This window comes from Sphingobium sp. CFD-2 (assembly GCF_024611135.1).
GTDB lineage: Bacteria > Pseudomonadota > Alphaproteobacteria > Sphingomonadales > Sphingomonadaceae > Sphingobium > Sphingobium fuliginis.
Map to the genome: position 1 here is coordinate 2,524,784 of NZ_CP084405.1, position 16,484 is coordinate 2,541,267.

Sequence of the window (16,484 nt, forward strand, 5' to 3'; positions counted from 1 at the left end):
TCCCCCTTCGCAGGAGCGCGGCAGTCTTTCAATCCCGCCGCCGGAATATCAAGGACAGATTGTTCGCGGGCATTTCGACCAGTCGCTGAAATGCCAGCCCCTCGCCCTCCGCAATCGCAATGACATCCTCGACCCGACGCAGGCCCCACTCGGGATCGCGCGCCCGAAGGGATGCGTCGAAGGCAAGATTGCCTGGCGCGGTTTCGACATCCTCCCGCAGATAGGGCCCATAGAGATAGAGCAGGCCACCCGGCGGCAGCGCGGCCCCCGCCGCCTTCATCAAACCGAGCGTCGCTTCCCAGGGGCTGATGTGCACCATGTTGATGCACAGGATCGCGTCCGTCCTTTCCACCGGCCAGCCGGCGCTGGCATCGAGCCTGAGTGGCCGACGCACATTGGGGAGCCCCGCTTCCTGCCGCCACGCTTCTATGGATGCCAGCGCAGCCGGATCGGAATCGCTCGGTTGCCAATCGAGCGCGGGCAGGGCGGCGGCGAAGTACATCGCATGCTCGCCGCTGCCGCTCGCCACTTCCAGCACCAGGCCGGAGGATGGCAGTTCCTCCCGAAGCACCGCCAATATGGCGTCGCGATTGCGCTCCGTCGCGGGGGCGTGGCGCTTGCCCGCGGCGGCCAGGCCGGAACCGGGTTCCCACGGCTCCGGCCCGTCCGTCATTCGGCCGCTTCCGCCAGCGCCGGCTCGGTCCATGTGAGGACCGGCTTGCGCGCAGCCAGCGTTTCGTCCAGGCGGCGGCGCGGGGCGAAATAGGGCGCGCCTTTCAGCGCCTCGTCACCTGCCTTGGCGCGTTCGGCCAGGCTGCGCAGCGCCAGGATGAACTGGTCGAGCGCGGCCTTGCTCTCCGTCTCCGTAGGTTCGACCAGCATCGCGCCATGCACCACCAGCGGGAAATACATGGTCATGGGGTGGAAGCCCTCGTCGATCAGCCCCTTCGCGATGTCGAGCGTGGTGAAGCCTTCGGCCAGCCCCTTGTCGCTGAACAGCGCCTCATGCATGCAGGGGCCGCTGCCGCCGAAGGGCGCGTCCAGCACATCGTCCAGGCTGCGAAGGATATAGTTGGCGTTCAGCACCGCATCGCTCGCGACCTGCCGCAGGCCGTCCGCGCCATGGCTGAGGATGTAGGTCAGGGCGCGGGTGAACATGCCCATCTGGCCATGGAAGGCGACCATGCGGCCAAAGGTCTGGCCGTGATGGTCTTCCGCCGTCTCTTCCTCGACCAGCACGAATTTGTCGCCCTGCTTTTCGACGAAGGGCAGCGGCGCGAAAGGGGCGAGCGCTTCGGACAGCACCACCGGGCCGGAGCCGGGACCGCCGCCGCCATGCGGCGTGGAGAAGGTCTTGTGCAGGTTGATGTGCATCGCGTCGACGCCCAGATCGCCGGGGCGGACCCGCCCGACGATGGCGTTGAAGTTCGCGCCGTCGCAATAGACGAAGGCCCCGGCGGCATGCACCGCGTCGGAGATCGTCTTCATGTCCCGCTCGAACAGGCCGCAGGTATTGGGATTGGTGATCATCACCGCCGCGACGTCGGGGCCGAGGCGGGCCTTGAGCGCTTCCAGATCGACCCGGCCGTCCGGTGTCGCCGGAATATCCTCGACCTTATAGCCGCAGAAGGCGGCGGTCGCAGGGTTGGTGCCATGAGCGCTTTCCGGCACCAGGATGACGCTGCGCGCATCGCCCCGCGCTTCCAGCGCCGCGCGGATCGCAAGCAGGCCGCATAATTCGCCATGCGCGCCCGCCTTGGGGCTCATTGCGACGGAATGCATGCCGGTCAGAGTCACCAGCCAGGCGGCCAGTTCATGGATCACCGCCAGCGCGCCCTGCACCGTCGATTGGGGTGCAAGCGGGTGAAGGTCCGCGAAACCGGGCATCCGCGCCACCTTCTCGTTCAGGCGCGGGTTATGCTTCATCGTGCAGGAGCCGAGCGGGAACAGGCCAAGGTCGATGGCGTAGTTCTGGCGGCTGAGACGGGTGTAATGGCGCACCGTTTCCTGCTCCGACAGGCCGGGCAGGCCAATGCTGTCAGTGCGGGCCAGATCGCCGAGACGGCTGGCGACCTCCGGCGCTTCGGCAAAGTCGACGCCAGTTGTCTCGGTCGAACCGATTTCGAAGATCAGCGCTTCCTCCAGCATCAGCGCACGGTTGCCCGTGGCGGTCGCGGGCGCGCTGTCGGCTTTAGTCAGAGCCTGCGGCGTGGTCGGCCGGCCTTCCTTGAGCATGGTCATGCCAGTTCCTCCTCCAGCGCCTTCGCAAAGATTTCGATGTCCTCCACCGTCACGGTTTCGGTGACGGCAACGACCAGTCCGTTGCCGATTGCCGGCGCGTCCGGGAACAGGCGACCGAGCGAGACGCCGCCCAGCACGCCCTTGTCCGCCAGGTTGCGGACGACTTCGCGGGCGTCCTTCGACAGGATCAGGGTGAATTCGTTGAAGAAACTGTCGTTGAGCAGCGTGACGCCGGGCACCTGGGCCAGCCGGTCGGCCGCCTGAACGGCCAGCCCATGGTTGAGCGCCGCCAGTTCCCGCAATCCCCTTTCGCCCAGCAGCGTCATATGGATGCTGAACGCCAGCGCGCAGAGGCCGGAATTGGTGCAGATGTTCGACGTCGCCTTTTCACGGCGGATATGCTGCTCGCGCGTGGAAAGCGTCAGCACGAAGCCGCGCTTGCCCGCCGCGTCCACCGTCTCGCCGCAAAGGCGGCCCGGCATCTGGCGGACATATTTCTGCTTGCACGCGAACAGGCCCAGATAAGGCCCGCCAAATTGCAGGCCGACGCCGATGGACTGCCCTTCGCCCACGACGATGTCCGCGTCCATATGGCCCGGCGCCCTGATCGCTCCGAGCGCGACGGGTTCCGTCACCACCGCGACCAGCAGCGCGCCCGCCGCATGGGCGGCATCGGCCAGCGGCGTCAGGTCGGCGATGCGGCCGAGAATGTCGGGATATTGGACGACGACGCAGCTTGTATCCTTGTCGATCCCGGCGATCAGCGCGTCGATGTCGGTGGCGGCGTCCAGCGTCGGCGCCTGATGCACGAGCGCGTCGCCGGTGAATTTCGCCATGGTGTTGGCGACCGAGACATAATGGGGGTGCAGGCCGGAGGACAGGATCGCCTTGCCGCGCTTGGTGATGCGGCGGGCCATGCCGATCGCTTCCCAGCAGGCGGTCGACCCGTCATACATGGAGGCGTTGGCGACGTCGCAGCCCAGCAGGCGCGCCACCTGCGTCTGGAATTCGAACAGCACCTGCAAGGTGCCCTGCGCAATTTCCGGCTGATAGGGGGTGTAGGCCGTCAGGAACTCGCCGCGCTGGATCAGATGATCGACGCTGGCGGGGACATGATGCCTGTACGCGCCCGCACCCAGGAAGAAGGGCGCTTCCCCCGCCGACAGATTCTTCCGCGCAAGGGCCGCCATGTGGCGCTCGACCGCCAGTTCGCTGGCATGGTCGGGCAGGCCGGCGATCTTGTCCGAAAGGCGGGCCTCGGCAGGGACGTCCACGAACAGGTCGTCAATGGAGGACGCCCCGATGACGGACAGCATGTCCTGCCGGTCGGTGTCGGTAAGGGGTAGGTAGCGCATTTTACATATCTCCTCTCCCCTCCCCTTCAGGGGAAGGGCCGGGGGTGAGGACTATCCACCAGACGCGGCGCCTGGGGCGGTCCCCAACCCCTCCCCCGAAAGGGAGGGGCTATTGGCTTCTCAAAGGCTCGCGACGAACTTCTTATAGGCGGCTTCGTTCATCAGGCCTTCCAGTTCGCTGGCATCCGTGACGCGCAGCTTGAAGAACCAGCCATCCTCCTCAGCATCGCTGTTCACCAGCGCAGGCTCGTCTTCCAGCGCGCTGTTGGTTTCCACGACCTCGCCGGAAATCGGCGCATAGACGTCCGAGGCGGCCTTGACCGACTCCACCACGGCCGCGTCGTCGCCCTTTTCGAAGGTCGTGCCCTCCGCAGGCAATTCGACGAAGACGATGTCGCCCAACTGCTCCTGCGCATAATCGGTGATGCCGACCGTGGCGATCTCGCCCTCGACATCGATCCATTCATGTTCGTCGGTGAAATAACGGCTCATAAATCAATCCCCTTCCGAAAAGGACTCAGGCTTTGCGGCGATAACGGTGCGGAACGAACGGCATCGGCGCAACCTCCGCCGCGATGCGCTTGCCGCGCACTTCGATTTCGAGCGCCGTGCCGATCGCGCTGTGGGGCAGGCTGACCCAGCCCATCGCGATCGGCGCGCCCACCGTGGGCGCGAAGCCGCCGGACGTGACCTCGCCCACCTGCGCGCCGCCGGCATGGATCGTCGCGCCCTCCCGCGCCGGCAGGCGGCCCTCGATCCTCAGGCCCACGCGCTTCGAACCCGGTCCGTCCGCCAATTCCTTCATCACCCGCGCATGGCCGATGAAGCCGCCTTCTTCCCGCCTGCGCTTCTGGATGGCGAAGCCCAGATCGGCGCCGATGGTGCTGACGGCAGGCGTCAGGTCATGTCCGTAAAGCGGCAGCCCGGCCTCCAGGCGCAGGGAATCGCGTGCCCCAAGGCCGATCGGCTTCACCTGCGGCAACGCGCAGAGCGCATCGGCCAGCAGCGTCACATCCGCGGCGGGCACGCTGATCTCGAAGCCATCCTCGCCGGTATAGCCCGACCGGCTGATCCACAGCGGAACGCCGCGCCAGGTGAAGAGGCCGGACTGCATGAAGATCAGATCCGCGGTTTCCGGGACCAGCGCGGCCATCGCCTCCCCCGCTTCCGGCCCCTGCAAGGCGAGCAGGGCCTGATCGTCCATGTGATTCATCACCACTTCATCGGGCAGATGCTCGATCATCCAGCCGATGTCGTCATATTTGGTCGCGCCGTTGACCACCATATAGATGTCCGCGCCGTCGAAGGCGCCGTCCCCCAGGCGGGAGACCATCAGGTCGTCCAATATGCCGCCTTCTTCATCGAGCAGCATCGAATAGCGCTGGCGAAAGGGCTTCAGCCCCTTGATGTCGCTCGGCAACAGGATTTCCAGCGCGTCGTCCACGCCTTCGCCGGAAAAGCCGATCTGGCCCATATGGCTGACGTCGAACAGCCCGGCATGTTCGCGGGTCCAGGCATGTTCGGCCATGATGCCTTCATATTGGATCGGCATGTGATAGCCCGCGAAGCCGACCATGCGCGCGCCCCTGGCGCGGTGCCAGCCATCCAGCGGCAGGTCCTGCAACGGCAATTCTTCTTCGAGATGGGCGATGTCGTCATTGCCGGACATGAGGGGCGGCCTTTCCGTGCGAGGGTCATTGGCGACAGACGCGCCCGTCCGGAGTCGGACTCATCGCGTTTGCCACCCCCTCTGTCACGGAACCTGAGAGCTTTGACCACCAGTCAGGCGACCGGATGGCTTACCCCTTCGGTGGGACGGCGCGAACCGTCCGCTTTCCAGAGTGCCTGCCCATGATGCGGTCCTTTGGCCTGAGAGATTCCGGGGCGGTTGCTCCTTCGGCGACGGGGTGGCCTGAAAGGCTTCCCATGCTCTCCCGCATCAAGTCCGATGACCGAATCCACGGCACCGGCGACAGTTCCGCATTGCGTGAAACGCGCCGCGCCGTCAATCGCTCAATCGGCGCCTTCCTCTTTTGCCAGCCGTTCGGCCAATATGCGCGCGGCCTGCCGCCGTTCGATCAGCCGCCGGTTGGCCGATGCGTCGTTCAGGACCAGGGCGCCAAGCCCCTCCTCCCCTTCGAACAGGCGCAGAAAGCGTTCGACGCCGGCGAAATTGGAGTCCGCGACCAGATGTCGCACCAGGTCGATCCGCCCCGACCAGAGCCGGTCGCCCTGCGCGCGCAGCAGGTCGGCAAGATCCTCAAGCTGGGCCGCGAGCGCGGCGATCTGCGGATGAAGGGCCATGACCCGATGCGTAGAGCGGTTTCAGGGCAAAGGGAATGCCGGACCGTCGCGAATCTCCGGACAATGGCTCAGGCCAGCGCCAGTTCACCGAAAATCTCGGCATGCCGCTTTTCGGCATAGCGGTCGGTCATGCCCGCGATGAAGTCCGCTATATGGCGGCTGCGCCTGGGTTCCAGCGTCGCGCAATCGTCGCGCCACTCCTGCGGCATCAGTTTCGGGTCCGCCTGATAGGCGCGAAACAGATCGGTCACGATCACGCGCGCCCGGTCGGCGGCCGCCAGTTGCGATGGGTGGTGATAGAGCGTCGCATACATGAACCGCTTGAGATCGCGCTCCTGCGCGGCGAGTTCGGGCGAGAAGCCGACCAGCGGGCGTCCGGCCCGGCGAACGTCGTCGGCTGTCTCCACGCCCGCCGCAAGGATGTTGGCGCGGGTGGCGGCGATCAGGTCGTTCGCCATCACGCCGATCTGTTCCCGCACCAGTTCGCGCAGCAGGCGATCCTCCGGCACATCGGGATAGCGCGCGCGAACCCGGTCCCAGCAGCCTTTCACCAGCGGCACGCCCAAAAGCTGGTCCAGCGTCAGCAGGCCCGCGCGCAGCCCGTCGTCGATGTCGTGATTGTCATAGGCGATGTCGTCCGCGATCGCCGCGAGCTGCGCCTCCAGCGAGGCATGGCTGGCAAGGTCGAGCGGGAACAGCGCATCCACCTCCCGCATGGCCCAGCCGGGCCGCGTGACCGGGCCATTATGCTTGGCCAGCCCCTCCAGCATCTCCCAGCTCAGATTGAGGCCGCGGAACAGCGGGTAGGGACTTTCCAGCAGCATCAGCGTGCGCAGCGTATGCGCATTATGGTCGAAGCCGCCATGCGCGTCGAGCGCCGCCTCCAGCGCATCCTCCCCTGCATGACCGAAAGGCGGATGGCCGATGTCGTGCGCCAGGCAAAGCGCTTCGGTAAGGTCTTCGTTGAGGCCCAGTGTCCGCGCCGTCGTGCGGCCGATCTGCGCCACCTCCAGGCTGTGGGTCAGCCGGACGCGGAAATGATCGCCGTCGGGCGACACGAACACCTGCGTCTTGTGGCGCAGGCGGCGAAAGGCGATGCTGTGGATGATGCGGTCGCGGTCCCGCTGGAACATGTCGCGGGGCCCCCGCACCTCCCCGCCGGGTTCGGCATGGAGGCGGCCCCGGCTCCGGCCGGGATGCGAGGCATAGGATGCAAGCAGCGTCATGCCGCGCCCTTTAATGCCGTTTTCGACCATTGCCGAGTCGTTCGATGTTCCGATCGATGGGAAATCGCCCTATTTCGCCGGAAGCCGCTCAACCACTTCCCCGGCATCGCTTTTCCAGGCGAACACGTCCGCGCCCGCCGCCTTCAGCTTGTCCTCCAGCGCCCTGGCCCGCGCGAAGCTGCTGAACGGCCCGACAAGCAGGCGATTGGTGCGGCCCCAGCTCGCCACCCAGGCGTCCTGCGGTTCGAGCGAGTCATATTTCTTGCGCAATCCCTTCATGGTGAAGGCCAGTGCGCCCTTGTTCGCACCCGTACCGACCTGAAGCCAGTTGCGCGAGGGATTGGCGGCAAGGCGGGCCTTTTCCTCGGCCGCCTTCTTCTTTTCCTCGGCCAGTTGCCTGGCCTTGGCATCCGCTTCGGCCTTCGCCTTGGCGGCGGCGGCCTTCTTCGCCTTTTCCGCGGCAGCGGCGGCGGATGCCTCCCGCTCCGCGCGGCGGGCGGCCTGAATCCGGGCGACCTCCGACAGGTCGACCGCGACGACGCTCGACTGGCGTTCGGATTCCGGCACATCGATGGCGTGGATGATGTCCGCCAGCGAATGGGTGACGGCCGGATCGATCTGCTGCTGCGGCGCAGGCGTTGCGGTTGGTGGCGGAGCGGCCGGCTGAGCCGACGGCGCGTCCACCCCGCCCTGTGGCGGGCTGGACGTGGGGGGCGCCGATGCCTGCGCCAGCGTGATCGCGTTGAGCTGGCTCGGCGGCGGGCTGGCGGGCGCCGGGCTTTGCGCCGGGACGGATTCGAAGCCGGGCGCCGGCGGGCCCTGCACATTGGAAGTGGCGGGAGCGGCGGCGGAGGCGGCAGCTTGCGGCGCGCGCTGCGGCGGAGGCGGCGTCTGGGTCTGGGTCTGTGGAATGGTGGAGGTGGGAACGGGCTGACCTGGCGCTGGCACGTTACGGGCCGGCGCTTCGGCCTGCGCAAGCCTCGTGGCGGTTTCGGTACGGCGCGAACGACGATCCTGCTGCGCGGATCGGGCCGGCGGCGGCGCCCCCGCGGCGGGTTGGCTGGCCGGCGGTGCGGCAGGCGTGGCGGCCGCGAAAGCGGGCGGCGTGGGCGTGATGGCGGCGACGGTCGAACCGACATTGGCCGGGAAATGCCCGAAATGCACCGCCGCCGCCTTCTGGGCAGCGGTCAGATAGGGCATTTTCTGCATATAGGGCAGGATCGCCGTGGCAAGCTGCGACGGCATGGTCTGCTCCGCGATCTTCCTGGCGTCGGCCTGTCGGTTGTTCATCGCCAGGATGAACGCCCGGTAGCGCCAGGCCGCCCGGTCGCTCTTGTAGAGCAGCGGTTTCAGCACTCGTTCCGCCGCGTCGACCTGGCCGGAAATGCCAAGCGAGGCGGCATAGCGGTGCGTGAGTTCGACATCGTCCGGTGTCCGCTGGAGCGCCGCCTGATAGTCGCGCTGCGCCCCCGCCTGATCGCCGGTCATATCCTTGGCAAGGCCCCGGTCGGACAACAGGGTCGCTTCGGGAAAGCCCAGCCGCGTCGCCTGATCGAACAGGCGCAGCGCTTCGGCGGGGTTCTGGTTCTTCAGCATGACGCGGCCAAGGCCCGCCTTCACCTTGCCGTTGTTCGGCGCCAGCGTGTCGGCCCGGGCAAAGAAACCCGCCGCCGCCCGCGCGTCGTCCATGTCCAGCGCAGCCTCGCCCGCGCCGATCAGCGCCGTCACGTCACGCGGATTGGACGCCAGCCGCGCCAGATGATTGTTGAGGTTTTCCGCGCTGGAGGGACGCATCGCCTGCACCTGGGCGGGCTGCGCCAGAACCGGTTGCGCCAACGCGGTGCCCGCTAGAAGCAGTCCGCGGAGAATCCATATGTCATAACGTCTCACAGACAGCCCTTTAGCGGATGGAGGCGGGACAAGGGAATATGTCGAAAGAAAAAGCGCGCCCGGTTGCCCATGGCAGCCGATGGCGCGCTTATCAGTATGCCCCGGGGCGAACCCCGCAGCCGATTACTGGTTGCTCTGGCGGTTCAGGAAACGCGGAATGTCGGGCGTCGGCGCGCCCTCATCGCTGGCGGCGGCGCCCTTGTCGGCGCCGCGGGTCAGGCCCGCCATCCGCTCGAACAGCGTGCCACCGGTGGCGACGCGCGGCGCGGCCTGCGGCGCCGGAGCGGGCTGAGCCGGCGCTTCTTCAGCCGCATCCTCACCCAGCAGCAACTCGTCCTGCGAAGGGTCTTCATCCGAAAACACTGCGGCAGGACGCTGCGGACTGAAAGGCGCAGGCTTCGCCGCCGCTGGCGCTGCGGCAGGCGGGGTCAGCGGAGCCGGGGCCGGCGCGGCGGGCACGTCGAGTTCCAGCGTTTCAGGCTCGGCTTCCGGCGCGGGCGCAGGAGCCGCGACCGGAGCCGGCGCAGGCTGCGGCGCGGGCTTGGACGCGGCGGCGGTCGGCACCGCGACGGCTGGACGGCTGGCGAAGCTGAACGGCTGGGTCAGCGGCGCGGCATTGGCTCCCGCATCGCTGTCGATGCCGGTGGCGACCACCGATACGCGGATCTTGCCGTTCAGATTGTCGTTGAAGGCCGACCCCCAGATGATGTTCGCATCGGGATCGACCAGTTCGCGGATGTGGTTGGCGGCCTCGTCCACTTCCATCAGGCGCATGTCGTCGCCGCCCACGATGGAGACGATCACGCCCTTGGCGCCACGCATCGACACGCCGTCCAGCAGCGGATTGGCGATGGCCTTTTCAGCAGCCTGCAGAGCGCGGCCGTCGCCTTCGGCTTCACCGGTGCCCATCATCGCCTTGCCCATTTCGCCCATCACGGAACGGACGTCCGCGAAGTCGAGGTTGATGAGGCCCGGCATGACCATCAGGTCGGTGATGCCGCGCACGCCCTGCTGCAGCACCTCGTCCGCCATCTGGAAGGCTTCCTTGAAGGTGGTGTTCGGGTTGGCGATCAGGAACAGATTCTGGTTCGGGATGACGATGAGGGTATCGACATGCTTCTGCAGTTCCTCGATGCCCGCCTCCGCCGACTTCATGCGGCGATTGCCCTCGAAGGTGAAGGGCTTGGTCACCACGCCGACGGTCAGGATGCCGCGGTCGCGGGCGGCCTTGGCAATGACCGGCGCGGCGCCGGTGCCGGTGCCGCCGCCCATGCCGGCGGCGATGAAGCACATATGCGCGCCGTCCAGCGCCTGCTCGACCGAGGCGATGGTCTCTTCAGCGGCGGCCTTGCCGATTTCCGGGCGAGAGCCGGCGCCCAGCCCTTCGGTGATCTGCGGGCCAAGCTGGATGCGCCGTTCCGCGGGCGAGGCATTCAGCGCCTGCGCGTCGGTATTGGCGACGATGAAATCCACGCCCTCGACGGAGGCGGCGATCATGTTCGCGATGGCGTTGCCGCCCGCGCCGCCGACGCCGATCACCGCGATGCGTGGCTTCAACTCGTCCACATGCGGCGGGCTGATTTCAATGCTCATAAATTCTAGCTCCCTCCAGCTTCGGTGACGTGAGCGAAACTGTCATCGAAGGTTAATGCAACAGATGATGGCGTATTTCACCAGTAAAATTCGTCTGACCTGTGTTTATTTCAATAGTTCGTCTTCATCGCCTTCACCATTCTCTGCCACCATGCTGGCGCGCCGATACGATGAACGGTCTGGGGAGCGGGCGCTATCGTTCTAAGATCAACCGGGTTCGAAGCGCCGTAAAGCGCAAGTCCGGCCAGCGTCGCGAAGGCCGGGCCGCTATGCGCCTCCGGCATCGCGGCCAGGCCGCGCGGCCGTCCGATCCGCACCGCGCGGCCCAGCGCGCCCTGGGCATAGTCGGCAATGCCCTTCATTTCCGCGCCGCCGCCAGTCAGCACGACCTGCCGTCCGGTAGGCGTGTTGAAGCCCATGCCGGCGAGCGCCGCATTCACCTCCACCATGATCTGGTTCAACCGTTCGCAGATCACCGCCACCAAAGCGGCGCGGGTGATCTTGCCGCCATCGGCATTGGGGCCGGCGCTTTGCCCCGGAATGGCGACGTCGCCATGGGGCGCCGCGATCTCTATCATGTCGCGGAAGTCGCGGCGGTTCTGCATGGCGGACCCATAGAAGCATTTGATCCGCTCCGCCTGGCTGCGGCGGATGCCGAAGGCGGAGGCGATGTCGTCCGTGATGTCGGACGCGCCGATCGGAATGCTGTGCAGCCCGACCAGCATGCCGCCCGCATAGAGCGAGACATTGGTGACGCCGGCGCCCAGTTCGACCAACGCCACGCCCAGGTCCCGCTCCTCTTCCGACAGGCACGCGAGGCCTGTGGCAATGGGGGAAGCCACGATGGAGTTGACGTTGAGATAGGCGCCGCGCACGCAGAGGTCGAGATTGGCGAGCGGCGCCCCGTCTGCCAGCACGACATGGATGTCGACGCCCAGCAGGTCTGCATGCATGCCTAGCGGCTTCTTCACCGGCACGCGGCCGTTGATGGTGAAACAGGTCGGCTGGGCATGCAGAACCACGCGCCCGTCCGGATCGATCCCCTGCTGGCCGGTGGTCAGAAGGTCATCGATGTCCGCCTGTTCGACGCGATAGCCGCCCATGTCGCGCTCGACCGTGACGACATCGCTGACCAGCGAGCCGCCGGAGAAGCTGACCCACACATCCTCGATATTCGTGCCCGCGACGCGTTCCGCCTGCTCCACGGTTTCCCGGACGGCGAGTTCGGTCCGCTCCATGTCCGCGATGAAGCCGCGCCGCACCCCCCGGCTTTCGCGCTGGCCGGTGCCCAGGATCGCCAGTTCGCCATTTTCGGTGCGCCCCGCAATCAGCGCGGACACCTTCCACGATCCGATGTCGATCGCGGTGACGAACTTCTCGACCTTGGGTTGAGCCATGGGGGTTCAGCCTTCCTCGCCCTTGGCGGGCGCTTCGGCGCTCGCATCGGGCTTGTCGCCGGACGAACCGCTTCCCTGGCCCTGCGGCAGGCGCAGCACGAAACGGTCGGGATCGCGCATGTCGAACTTGACGATGCCCCGGCCCAGCAGGCGGTTCACCCCGTCCATCCGCGCGAAGTTGACCAGCGCCGTGGCCGACGGCTTGTCGCCTTCGGGCAGGGAAAGCGTCTCCCCCGACTGAAAGCGCAAGTCCCAGCGCCGGTTCCCGACCCAGGTGGCGCCCGCCAGCATGGGTTTGAGCGCGGGCGCATTTTCCATCAGCCTGTTGAGGCCCGCGGTCTGGCGATTGGCGTTGGGACCGACCACAAGCGGCAGGTCCGGCATCGCCCCGGCGGACACCGATTGCAGCACCACGCCGGCCACGTCGATCAGGTGAAGCTGTCCATCATGCTGCCACACCGCGACAGGATCGCGTTCGACGATGTCGACCACCAGCGTATCGGGCAGGCGGCGGGAAATGCGCGCATCCTTGACCCAGCCGAGCTTCAGCATGTCGGCCCGCACCTTGGGCAGGTCGAGCGAAAGCATGGACCGGCTCACCTGGCCCAGGGCGATATTGTAGATGGGCAGTTCGTCCATCCGCTCGACGCCGCGCACTTCGACCTTCTCGACTTCGAAACCGGCCTGGGCGGCAAGTTCGGACGCCTTCTGCCCGGCCATGGCGGGAACGCCCATCAGCATGGCGATGCCGACCAGCGCGGCCAGCACGATGCCGACGATGGTCCAGCTCGCCATGCGCTGGAGCGTTTCCTCGCTTACCGGCAGCAGGTCGATCAGGCCGTCGATCCAGCTCCGCTGCTTGACCGAACGCCCTCGCCCCCCGCTGCGGCCGCGCGCGCCGGTCGTTCGCGTCAGCCGCGCCGTTCCGCCACGCCGGATGCGTGCTTCAGCCATGCTTCGCCCCCCCATTGGCTGCAATTCGGGCGCCGTTCAGCGCGTCCTCGACTATACGCTCCACCAGCTCGGCATAGTCAATGCCCAGCCTGGCCGCCTGTTCGGGCACGAGGCTGAGCGGCGTCATGCCCGGCTGGGTGTTCACTTCCAGCAGGAACAGCCCGTCGATCCCCTGTTCGTCGTCCCAACGGAAATCGGCGCGCGACGCCCCCTTGCAGCCCAGCAACCGATGCGCGCGCAACGCGATTGCCTTGCAGGCTTCGCTGATCTCCTGCGGAATATCGGCGGGACACACATGCTCGGTCATGCCGTCGGTATATTTGGCGTCGAAATCGTAGAAGCCGCTTTTCGGGCGCAATTCCGTAACCAGCAGCGCTTCGTCGCCCAGCACGGCGGTCGTGAGTTCCCGGCCGCGAATATAGGGCTCGGCCAGCAATTCCTCGAAATGCAGCCACGGTCCCTCGACATCCCGGCCGATGGGCGATCCATAATTGCCGTCCCGGGTCACGATGGCGACGCCGACCGAACTGCCCTCATTGACCGGCTTCACCACATAGGGGCGCGGCAGGGGATCGCCCTCGAACAGGCTTTCGCTGGGCACGATATGACCGCCGGGCATGGGGATGCCATGGGGCACCAGCGCCTGCTTGGTAAGCTGCTTGTCGATGGCGATGACCGAGGTGGCTAGGCCGGAATGGGTGTAGGTGAGGCCCATCAGGTCCATCATGCCCTGCACCGTGCCATCCTCGCCGGGCACGCCGTGAAGGGCGTTGAACACGACATCGGGCCTGGCCTCCGCAAGGCGCAGCGCGACGTCGCGGTCCATGTCGATCCGCGTAACCCTGTGGCCGCGGGATTCCAGCGCCTTGGCGACACCCTCGCCCGACGAAAGCGAAACAGGCCGTTCGGCGGACCAGCCCCCCATCAGGACGGCAACATGCCAGGGGCCACGAGTCATGTATCTGTTCCTTCAACCAGCTGAACGCCCACCCTTTGAATTTCCCATTCGAGGTCAATGCCGCTCTTTTCCTTCACCCGGCGGCGTACCTCCTCGCCCAGCGCCTCTATATCCGCGCTGGTCGCATCGCCCAGGTTGAGGAGGAAATTGGTGTGCTTTTCCGAAACCTGCGCGCCCCCCCGTTGCAGCCCCCGGCACCCGGCCTCATCCACCAACTGCCAGGCCTTGTGACCGGCCGGGTTCTTGAAGGTGGAGCCTCCGGTCTTGCTGCGGAGCGGCTGGCTTTCCTCACGGGCGGTCGCGATGCGGTCCATCTCCGCCTGGATGGCCGCGGGCTCGCCGGGAAAGCCCCGGAAAACTGCGCTCACCACGACAGCGCCGTCGGGAAGAGTGCTGTGGCGGTAAGTGTAGCCCAATGCATCGACCGGCAATGTCACCCGCTCGCCGGACCGCAGCACAACCCCGCATTCCACAAGAATATCGCAGGTCTCACGACCATAGGCGCCCCCGTTCATCCGCACGAAGCCGCCGACCGTGCCCGGAATGGAGCGCAGGAATTCAAGCCCGGCGATCCCTGCATCCCGCGCGGTCGATGAAACGAGGATGCCCGAGGCCCCTCCCCCGCAGCGCAGGCTGGTCGCATCGACCTGCTCCACCTTGGCAAAGGGCTTGCCAAGACGCACCACAACGCCCGGAACGCCGCCGTCCCGCACGATCAGGTTGGAGCCGAGCCCCAGCGCCATCACCGGGATCGCCGGGTCCAGCCGGGTGAGGAAATCGGAAAGATCGTCCGCGTCCTTCGGCTCGAACAGCCATTGCGCGACGCCGCCCGCCTTGAACCAGACGAGCGGCGCCAACGGCGCATCGGCCTTGAGCGAACCGCGAACCGGAGGAAGGGACGTCGCCGCCAGCGTCAATCGCGCATCCCCCAAAGCCGCATCCAGCCCTTCATCGCCTTCATGCCCGCCTCGCCCGCGCGGGTCGCGGCGAGGCCCGCATCCACATTGCGCTGGGCGGCGTCGACCATCTGCTGCGCCGCTTCGACGCCCTGCATCTGGATGTCGATCATCCGTTTCTGCATTTCCAGCCCGACATTGAGCAGTTCGAACATCAGGCGGCTTCCCTCTCCGCAACGGCGGAGGCCAACCCCGCCGCCCATTTGGTAATATCGCCCGCGCCCAGGCAGATGATCATGTCATCCGCCTGCACATCGGCGGCGATCAGGCGGGCAAGATCGTCCGCGCCCTCGACCGTCGCGGCGTTGCGATGGCCCCGGCGCTTGAGGCCCGCGACCAGTTCCGCGCTGTCCACGCCCTCGATCGGCTGCTCGCCGGCTGGATAGACCGGGGCGGCATAGACGATGTCGGCATCGTTGAAGGCCTGCTGGAACTCGTCCATCAGGTCGCGCAGGCGGGTGAAGCGATGCGGTTGCACCACGGCGATGACCCGGCCTTTCGCCCCTTCGCGGGCGGCAGCCAGCACCGCCTTGATCTCGACCGGATGGTGGCCGTAATCGTCGATCACCGTCGCGGCGCCGCCACCGACCGCGATTTCCCCGACCTTGGTGAAGCGCCGCTTGACGCCGCCGAACTTGGCGAAGCCGGTCTGGATCGTCGCGTCATCGATGCCCATCTGCAACGCCACGCCGATCGCCGCCATGGCGTTCAGCACATTGTGGCGGCCCGGCATCGGCATTTCGATACCCTCGATCCGGCGGAGCGAACCGTCGCGCTCCCGGATCTGCACGTCGAAGCGGTTGCCGCCGGGAATCGGCTGCACATTTTCGCCGCGAATATCGGCCTGGGCGGAGAAGCCATAGGTGACGATGCGCCGGTCCTGCACGCGCGGCAGGATCGCCTGCACCTCCGGATGATCGAGGCACAGCATCGCCGCGCCGTAGAAAGGCACATTCTCGACGAATTCGACGAATGCGTCCTTCACCTTGTCGAAACTGCCATAATGGTCGAGATGCTCGGGATCGATATTGGTGACGACCGCCAGCGTGCCGTCCAGGCGCAGGAAGCTGCCGTCGCTCTCGTCGGCTTCCACCACCATCCATTCGCTATTGCCGAGGCGGGCGTTGGAGCCGTAGCTGTTGATGATGCCGCCATTGATGACGGTCGGGTCCACCCCGCCCGCATCCAGCAACGCCGCGACCATCGATGTGGTCGTGGTCTTGCCATGCGTGCCCGCGACCGCGACGGTCGATTTGAGGCGCATCAGTTCCGCCAGCATTTCGGCCCGGCGGATGACGGGGACGCGGCGCTCCAGCGCCAGATCGACCTCCGGATTGCCCTTCTTGATCGCGGTGGAGGTCACGACCACGGCGGCATCGCCCAGATTTTCAGCCTTGTGGCCGATCATCACGGGGATGCCCTTCTTGCGCAGCCCCTCGACCACATAGCCTTCGGCGACGTCGCTGCCCTGAACCCTGTAGCCCAGATTATGCATCACCTCAGCGATGCCGGACATGCCGATGCCGCCGATGCCGATGAAATGGATCGTGCCGATGTCGGTGCCGACACCCTTCATGCGTGGGATTCCTTGCTGACAGAATAGAGAGAGC

Annotated in this window: 15 protein-coding genes and 1 riboswitch; all 15 genes read right to left on the reverse strand. The window is 66.6% G+C overall.

Going from position 1 to position 16,484, the window contains the following annotated elements:
• Positions 1–28: 28 nt before the first annotated feature.
• The 15 genes from LDB29_RS12450 to murC all read right to left on the reverse strand — a co-directional run bounded on the left by LDB29_RS12450 (position 29) and on the right by murC (position 16,450).
• A complete protein-coding gene (locus LDB29_RS12450) occupies positions 29–673 on the reverse strand; it encodes a DUF938 domain-containing protein (RefSeq protein ID WP_025549582.1) in 645 nt (214 codons plus the stop codon).
• Complete coding sequence (gene gcvPB / locus LDB29_RS12455; protein WP_099186119.1) at positions 670–2,241, reverse strand: aminomethyl-transferring glycine dehydrogenase subunit GcvPB; 1,572 nt, start codon at positions 2,239–2,241, stop codon at positions 670–672. The genes LDB29_RS12450 and gcvPB overlap by 4 nt, the downstream gene beginning before the upstream one ends.
• On the reverse strand, positions 2,238–3,596 hold the full coding sequence (gene gcvPA / locus LDB29_RS12460; RefSeq protein ID WP_025549580.1) for an aminomethyl-transferring glycine dehydrogenase subunit GcvPA: 1,359 nt from the start codon (positions 3,594–3,596) through the stop codon (positions 2,238–2,240). Before gcvPA ends, gcvPB begins: the two co-directional genes overlap by 4 nt.
• Before the next feature lie 120 nt (positions 3,597–3,716).
• Complete coding sequence (gcvH, locus tag LDB29_RS12465; protein ID WP_013040940.1) at positions 3,717–4,088, reverse strand: glycine cleavage system protein GcvH; 372 nt, start codon at positions 4,086–4,088, stop codon at positions 3,717–3,719.
• 25 nt (positions 4,089–4,113) lie between these two features.
• A complete protein-coding gene (gene gcvT / locus LDB29_RS12470; protein WP_099186120.1) occupies positions 4,114–5,265 on the reverse strand; it encodes a glycine cleavage system aminomethyltransferase GcvT in 1,152 nt (383 codons plus the stop codon).
• A gap of 178 nt (positions 5,266–5,443) precedes the next feature.
• Positions 5,444–5,543: riboswitch (glycine riboswitch) on the reverse strand.
• A gap of 66 nt (positions 5,544–5,609) precedes the next feature.
• The gene (locus LDB29_RS12475; protein WP_025549578.1) at positions 5,610–5,900 is read right to left on the reverse strand and encodes a hypothetical protein; all 291 of its coding nucleotides are present in this window, start codon (positions 5,898–5,900) and stop codon (positions 5,610–5,612) included.
• A gap of 68 nt (positions 5,901–5,968) precedes the next feature.
• Positions 5,969–7,126 (reverse strand): deoxyguanosinetriphosphate triphosphohydrolase, encoded by a 1,158-nt coding sequence (locus LDB29_RS12480; protein ID WP_025549577.1) that lies wholly within the window; start codon positions 7,124–7,126, stop codon positions 5,969–5,971.
• Between the two features lie 69 nt (positions 7,127–7,195).
• Complete coding sequence (locus LDB29_RS12485; protein ID WP_373886263.1) at positions 7,196–9,016, reverse strand: tetratricopeptide repeat protein; 1,821 nt, start codon at positions 9,014–9,016, stop codon at positions 7,196–7,198.
• Between the two features lie 123 nt (positions 9,017–9,139).
• Entirely contained in the window at positions 9,140–10,609 is a 1,470-nt protein-coding gene (ftsZ, locus tag LDB29_RS12490; RefSeq protein WP_025550637.1) for a cell division protein FtsZ, read from the reverse strand.
• Between the two features lie 110 nt (positions 10,610–10,719).
• Positions 10,720–12,006: a cell division protein FtsA gene (gene ftsA, locus LDB29_RS12495; protein ID WP_025550635.1), complete on the reverse strand. Its 1,287-nt coding sequence runs from the start codon at positions 12,004–12,006 to the stop codon at positions 10,720–10,722.
• Between the two features lie 6 nt (positions 12,007–12,012).
• The gene (locus tag LDB29_RS12500; protein ID WP_025550633.1) at positions 12,013–12,960 is read right to left on the reverse strand and encodes a cell division protein FtsQ/DivIB; all 948 of its coding nucleotides are present in this window, start codon (positions 12,958–12,960) and stop codon (positions 12,013–12,015) included.
• Positions 12,953–13,918: a D-alanine--D-alanine ligase gene (locus LDB29_RS12505; protein WP_025550631.1), complete on the reverse strand. Its 966-nt coding sequence runs from the start codon at positions 13,916–13,918 to the stop codon at positions 12,953–12,955. Before LDB29_RS12505 ends, LDB29_RS12500 begins: the two co-directional genes overlap by 8 nt.
• Positions 13,915–14,835, reverse strand: a complete 921-nt coding sequence (gene murB, locus LDB29_RS12510; protein WP_099186123.1) for a UDP-N-acetylmuramate dehydrogenase — start codon at positions 14,833–14,835, stop codon at positions 13,915–13,917. Before murB ends, LDB29_RS12505 begins: the two co-directional genes overlap by 4 nt.
• Positions 14,832–15,029 carry a hypothetical protein gene (locus tag LDB29_RS12515; protein WP_025550630.1) on the reverse strand — a complete coding sequence of 66 codons (198 nt, stop codon included), beginning with the start codon at positions 15,027–15,029 and terminating at the stop codon, positions 14,832–14,834. Before LDB29_RS12515 ends, murB begins: the two co-directional genes overlap by 4 nt.
• Positions 15,029–16,450 (reverse strand): UDP-N-acetylmuramate--L-alanine ligase, encoded by a 1,422-nt coding sequence (murC, locus tag LDB29_RS12520; RefSeq protein ID WP_025550629.1) that lies wholly within the window; start codon positions 16,448–16,450, stop codon positions 15,029–15,031. The genes LDB29_RS12515 and murC overlap by 1 nt, the downstream gene beginning before the upstream one ends.
• Positions 16,451–16,484 lie beyond the last annotated feature (34 nt).